This window comes from Pseudoflavonifractor sp. MCC625 (assembly GCF_018784545.1).
Taxonomy (GTDB): Bacteria; Bacillota; Clostridia; order Oscillospirales; family Oscillospiraceae; genus Pseudoflavonifractor_A; species Pseudoflavonifractor_A gallinarum.
On the sequence record NZ_WQOJ01000014.1, the window covers coordinates 89,570 to 95,812 of the forward strand.

The 6,243-nt window shown below is 62.4% G+C and carries 5 protein-coding genes; all 5 read left to right on the forward strand.

All coding sequences use genetic code 11. The annotated features are described in order from the left end of the window. The first annotated feature begins 33 nt into the window (after positions 1–33). Complete coding sequence (locus GPK94_RS05130) at positions 34–1,416, forward strand: MATE family efflux transporter (RefSeq protein ID WP_195279419.1); 1,383 nt, start codon at positions 34–36, stop codon at positions 1,414–1,416. A 33-nt stretch (positions 1,417–1,449) separates the two neighbouring features. After that, positions 1,450–2,220, forward strand: a complete 771-nt coding sequence (locus tag GPK94_RS05135; RefSeq protein WP_215654875.1) for an MBL fold metallo-hydrolase — start codon at positions 1,450–1,452, stop codon at positions 2,218–2,220. Between the two features lie 176 nt (positions 2,221–2,396). Continuing rightward, positions 2,397–3,455, forward strand: coding sequence for a heat-inducible transcriptional repressor HrcA (gene hrcA, locus GPK94_RS05140; protein ID WP_215654877.1), 1,059 nt, complete (start codon positions 2,397–2,399; stop codon positions 3,453–3,455). Positions 3,456–3,470: 15 nt separating this feature from the next. After that, the gene (gene grpE / locus GPK94_RS05145; protein ID WP_101691177.1) at positions 3,471–4,028 is read left to right on the forward strand and encodes a nucleotide exchange factor GrpE; all 558 of its coding nucleotides are present in this window, start codon (positions 3,471–3,473) and stop codon (positions 4,026–4,028) included. Between the two features lie 94 nt (positions 4,029–4,122). After that, the gene (dnaK, locus tag GPK94_RS05150) at positions 4,123–5,982 is read left to right on the forward strand and encodes a molecular chaperone DnaK (RefSeq protein ID WP_101691176.1); all 1,860 of its coding nucleotides are present in this window, start codon (positions 4,123–4,125) and stop codon (positions 5,980–5,982) included. Positions 5,983–6,243 lie beyond the last annotated feature (261 nt).

Consider the following 6,243-nt stretch of genomic DNA (forward strand, 5'->3'; position numbering starts at 1 on the left):
CGGAGCGAGGTATCGCCGGCTTGGTCACATCATATGTTCTCTTATCTGAATCGGGGGCGGGCTTTCTACCAGAATCTGCTCTTTCTGGCCTTGCCTATCCTGTTCCAGAATCTCATCACCACATCCCTGGGCATGATCGACACCTTCATGGTGGGCAGCCTCGGCGAGGCTCCCCTGGCCGCCGTGGCCCAGGCCAATATCCTGGTCTTCATCATTCAGCTGATCATCTTCGGGCTGCAAAGCGGCTCCTCCGTACTCATCAGCCAGTACTGGGGCAAGGGCGATACCGACGCCATCAACCGGGTCATGGGCGTGGGCTTCTATCTGGCCGGCGCCATCTCCGCCCTCTTCGCCGCCTCCCTCTTTTTCTTCCCCTATCAGATCATCGGCCTGCTCACCGACAACCAGGAGCTCATTCCCCTGGCCGTGGGCTATGCCCGCATCGTGGGCTTCTCCTATCTGTTCAACAGCATCACCGGCGTCTATACCGGCGCCCACCGCAGCATGGAGAATCCCAAGCTGGGCCTGTGCATCTACGCCGCCTCCATGTGCACCAACACCTTCCTGAACTGGGTGCTCATCTTCGGCAACCTGGGGGCGCCCCGGCTGGAGGTGGAGGGCGCCGCCATCGCCACCCTCACCTCCCGCATTGTGGAATTCGTCATCATGGTGGTCTATGCCAAGTGCAACCGCCGCTTCCGCCTCAAGCCCGCCGTGCTCTTCCGCCCGGACCGGGCGCTGGTGCAGAAGTTTTTCCGCTATGCCACCCCCGTGGTGGTCAATGAGATGCTGTGGGGTCTGGGCACCTCCATGTATAAGGTCATCATGGGACATATGGAGGGGAGCACCCAGATCCTGGCCGCCCGGGCCATCTCGGGCAACATCGAGGATATCTGCATCGTGGCCGTGCTGGCCATTGCCAACACCACCGCCATCATCATCGGCCGGGAGATCGGCGCGGGCCGCCGCTCCACGGTCTATGAGCTGGCCGCCGCGCTGGACACCATCTCCTTCCTCTGCGGCGCCGTGATCGGCACCCTCCTGGTGATCTCGGCCCACACCTGGCTGCCGGTGGTGGTCTATCCCCTCTTCCACCTCACCCCGGTCTCGTCGGAGATCGCTACCATCATCCTCACCTTCATCGGCTGCCTGATGCCCCTGCGCTCCTTTGATACCACCAACACTGTGGGCGTCCTCCGGGGCGGCGGAGACATCCGGGTGGCCGCCATCATCGACGTGTCTGCCATGTGGCTGGTGGCCATTCCTCTGGCCGCCTTCTTCGCCCTGGTACTCCGCTGGAACATTGTCTGGGTCTATGTGGCCGTGACGGTGGAGCAGCTGGTCAAGTCCACGCTGGGCATTCTCCGCTTCCGGTCCCACGCCTGGATCAACGACATCACCCGCGCCGGCGCCTGAGCGCCGCCCTCTTCCCCGGAAAGGAGCATCTATATGCTGCGGCTCACCGTTCTCATCGAAAATTCCGCGCCCGACCACCTGATTGCCGAGCACGGCCTCTCCCTGCACCTGGACTACGAGGGCCACTCCTATCTTCTGGACAGCGGCACCTCCGGCCTGTTTGTGCGCAACGCGGACCGGCTGGGCATCGACCTGAGCCGGGTGGAGCGGGCTGCCCTCTCCCACGGCCACGACGATCACGCCGGCGGGTTCTCCGCCTTCTTCCGGCGCAACCAACAGGCCCCGGTACTGGCCCGCCCCGCCGCGGTCCAGGCCTATCAGGAGGACACCGCCGATCCTTCCTGCCGCCCGGCCGGTGTGGACCCGGACCTCTTTACCAAATGGGCCGGGCGCTTTGATCTGGCCGACGGCCCCCGGCTTCTGGCCCCCGGGCTCCACCTGATCCCCGACGCGGTCTCCCACGAGCAGTCCCTGGTGGCCGAGACCGCCCACGGGCTGGTGGTGATGAACTCCTGCTGCCACGCCGGAGCCGCCCACATCGTCCACGAGGTGCGCGCCCTCTTTCCCACCCAGAAAGTCCACGCCATTGTGGGGGGATTCCACCTGGTGGGCAAGACCGGGATGGGCTCCCTGGGCGTAGAGCCTGAACAGGTGCGCCTCCTCTCCCGCCGGCTGGCCGAGGAGCTGGAGGTGGAGCAGATCTGTACCGGTCACTGCACCGGCCATCCGGCCTTTGATCTGATGGCCCAACAGGAACCCGGATGCCTCATACCGCTCCATACCGGGACCTGTCTCTCCTTTTAAAAGAGCCCAGTTTTTTTAGCAGACTCTCCCGCCTTATGCAAGTCATAAGGCGGGATTTTCGTTCACATTTAATTTACATCCCCCCTATTGACAATTGCTGGTGAGGGTGGTACATTATCTTTAGCACTCAGGTACAAAGAGTGCTAAACCAATCCGCCGCAAAGGAAGTGATGCGCATGGATCTGAGCGAACGAAAAAAGCGGATTCTCCGTGCCATCATTGAAAGCTATATCTCCACCGCCGAGCCGGTGGGCTCCAAGGCCATTGCCGACTCCCTGGACCGTTCGGTCTCTTCGGCCACCATCCGCAATGAGATGGCTGATCTGGAGTCCATGGGCCTGCTGGAAAAGCCCCACACCTCGGCCGGACGGATCCCCTCTCCCCAGGGGTACCGGTTCTACGTCAATGAGCTGATGGAAGAGCACCAGCTCTCCGTGCAGGAGACTGAGCGCATCAACCGCGCCCTGCGTCTCAAAATGCAGGAGCTGGACCGCGTCATTTCCGAGGCCGGACGGGTGGTCTCCCGTCTCACCAATTATCCCGCTTTTGCCCTCTCATCCGGGTTTGAGCGGGTGACCATCCGGCGCTTTGACCTGTTGATGGTGGAGCGAAACGCCTTCCTTATTGTGGTCATGACCGACAACAATCTGGTGCGCAACAAGCTGGTGCAGCTGCCCTCCGATCTGACCGAGGCGCAGCTCCAGATGCTCAACACCCTGCTCAACACCACCTTTACCAATCTGACTCTGGAGGAGATCACGCCCGAACTCATGCGGGTGGCACAGCATGCCGCCGGTGATGCCTATGGCCTGATCAGCTTGGTGGTCTCCTTCGCCATGGAGGTGCTGGAGGGTCTGGAGCACCGTCGGGTCCACACCGCGGGTCTGGCCCATCTGCTGGAGCTTCCGGAGTATCAGAATCTGGAACGGGCCCAGCCCCTGATGAGCTATCTCTCCGAGGACCAGGACGCCGCCCGCTTCCCCATTCCCAAGGATGGCCCCATGAAGATCCTCATCGGTCCGGAAAATGTGGCCGACGCGCTGAAGGATACCAGCGTGGTCATGGCCAGCTACGACATTGGGGACGGCATGCGGGGCATCATCGGAGTCGTGGGCCCCACACGGATGGATTACGCAAAGATCACCGCCCGCCTGTCCTATTTTGCGGAGGGTCTCACCCGGCTGTTTGGCCAGGGAGAACTTCCCACCGGGGACGGACGCAACGATGAAACATAATAGGAGGGAACCTCTTTGAGTAAGAAAGAGAACGAGCAGGCCGTGGAACAGGCCGAGCAGATGGAGCCGGAGACCGTGACCGAAGAGGTCACGGAGGGCGCCGCCCCTGAGACGGACACCCCCGATCCTCTGCTCTCGGAGCTGGAGGCGCTCAAGGATACCCTGGCCCAGAAGGAGGATCAGTACCTCCGCCTGGCCGCCGAGTATGACAACTACCGCCGGCGCTCCCAGAAGGAAAAAACCGACGCCTACCAGAGCGCCAAGTCGGACGCCGTGCTGGCTTTTCTCCCGGTGTATGACAACCTGGAGCGGGCCCTCAAGCAGGAGACCGCCGACGAGGCCTATAAAAAGGGCGTGGAGATGACCATGAATGGTCTCAAGGAGGTCCTCTCCAAGCTGGGCGTCGAGGAGATCCCCGCGCTGGGCCAGACCTTTGACCCCAACCTTCACAATGCCGTGATGCATGTGGAGGACGAAAACGCCGGAGAAAATACCGTCGTGGAGGTCTTTCAGGCCGGCTTCCAGTCCGGTGACAAGGTCATCCGGTTTGCCATGGTAAAGGTGGCAAACTAAGAAGAAGCGCGGAGGGCCCGGAGCGTGACAACAGGCCCACATCCCATTTTCACTTTGTTTAAAATAAATTTCGATATATTGGAGGAAACACATTATGTCCAAGATCATTGGTATTGACTTAGGTACGACGAACAGCTGCGTAGCGGTTATGGAGGGCGGCGAGGCCGTCGTCATCCCCAACGCGGAAGGTAACCGCACCACCCCCTCTGTGGTGGCCTTCTCCAAGGACGGCGAGCGCATGGTAGGCCAGGTGGCCAAGCGCCAGGCCATCACCAACCCCGACCGCACCGTTATCTCCATCAAGCGCGAGATGGGCAGCGATTATAAGGTGAACATCGACGGCAAGGCCTACACTCCCCAGGAGATCAGCGCCATGATCCTTCAGAAGCTGAAGGCGGACGCCGAGGCCTATCTGGGCCAGCCTGTTACCGAGGCCGTCATCACCGTCCCCGCCTACTTCACCGACGCTCAGCGCCAGGCCACCAAGGACGCCGGCAAGATCGCCGGTCTGGATGTCAAGCGCATCATCAACGAGCCCACCGCCGCCGCTGTGGCCTACGGTGTGGATAAGGAGCAGGCCCAGAAGGTCATGGTCTACGACCTGGGCGGCGGCACCTTCGATGTGTCCATCCTGGACATCGACGACGGCGTCATCGAGGTTCTGGCCACTGCCGGTAACAACCGCCTGGGCGGCGACGACTTCGATAAGTGCGTCATGGACTGGATGGCCGCCGAGTTCAAGAAGGACACCGGCATCGACCTGACCGGCGACAAGGTCGCCATGCAGCGCCTGAAGGAGGCCGCTGAGAAGGCCAAGATCGAGCTCTCCGGCGTCACCTCCACCAGCATCAACCTGCCCTATATCACCGCCGACGCCACCGGTCCTAAGCATCTGGACCTGACCCTGACCCGCGCTAAGTTCGACCAGCTCACCGCCCACCTGGTGGAGGCCACCATGGGCCCCGTGCGCCAGGCCATGAGCGACGCCGGTCTCTCCTCCAGCGATCTGCATAAGGTCCTGCTGGTGGGCGGCTCCAGCCGTATCCCCGCCGTGCAGGAGGCCGTGAAGAAGATCACCGGCAATGAGGGCTTCAAGGGCATCAACCCCGACGAGTGCGTGGCCATGGGCGCCGCGCTCCAGGGCGGCGTCTTCACCGGCGACGTCAAGGGCCTGCTGCTGCTGGACGTCACCCCCCTGTCCCTGGGCATTGAGACCATGGGCGGCGTGATGACCAAGCTCATCGAGCGCAACACCACTATCCCCGTGAAGAAGAGCCAGGTCTTCACCACTGCCGCCGACAACCAGACCTCCGTGGAGGTCCACGTGCTCCAGGGCGAGCGTGAGATGGCGCAGTACAACAAGACTCTGGGCCGCTTCAACCTGGACGGCATCGCTCCCGCCCGCCGTGGTGTGCCTCAGATCGAGGTCACCTTCGACATCGATGCCAACGGCATCGTCAACGTCTCTGCTAAGGACCTGGGCACCGGCAAGGAGCAGCACATCACCATCACCTCCTCCACCAACATGTCCAAGGAGGACATTGACAAGGCCGTCAAGGAGGCTGAGCAGTTCGCCGCTGAGGACGCCAAGCGCAAGGAAGAGGTGGACGTCCGCAACCAGGGCGACCAGGTGGTCTACCAGACCGAGAAGGCTCTGGACGAGATGAAGGACAAGATCGACGCTGCCGACAAGGCCAGTGTGGAGGCTGCCATCAACAAGCTGAAGGAGGCCCTGAAGGGCAGCGACGTGGAGGCCATCAAGGCCGCTACCGAGGAGGCCAACAAGGCGTTCTATCCTGTGGCTGAGAAGATGTATCAGCAGGCCAATCCCCAGGGCGGCCAGCCCGGAGCCGACGGCTGCAACTGCGGCAGCGGCGACTGCGGCGGCAGCTGCGGCACCGACCCCAACGTGGTGGACGCCGACTACACCGTCGTGGACGACGATAAGAAGTAAGAATCAGAAGCGCTCCGGAGCCGGAGCAGGCGCACAGCAAACCGCGCAGCCAAAAAAGCAGTTTGGCCGCAGGCCAAAGGTGTTTTTTGCGCAGCGGTGTGCAGTGTGCCGTGGCGCAGGCCCATCGGAGCGTGACATAGAAGCGCTCCGGGGCTGAAGCAGGACAGCAGCGAAGTCCGCAGCCCGGAAAACAGGCCGGGCGCAGACCGGCGGCATTTCCGGCGGAGGGCTGAGCAGCTGGCCGCGGCGCAGGCCCATCGG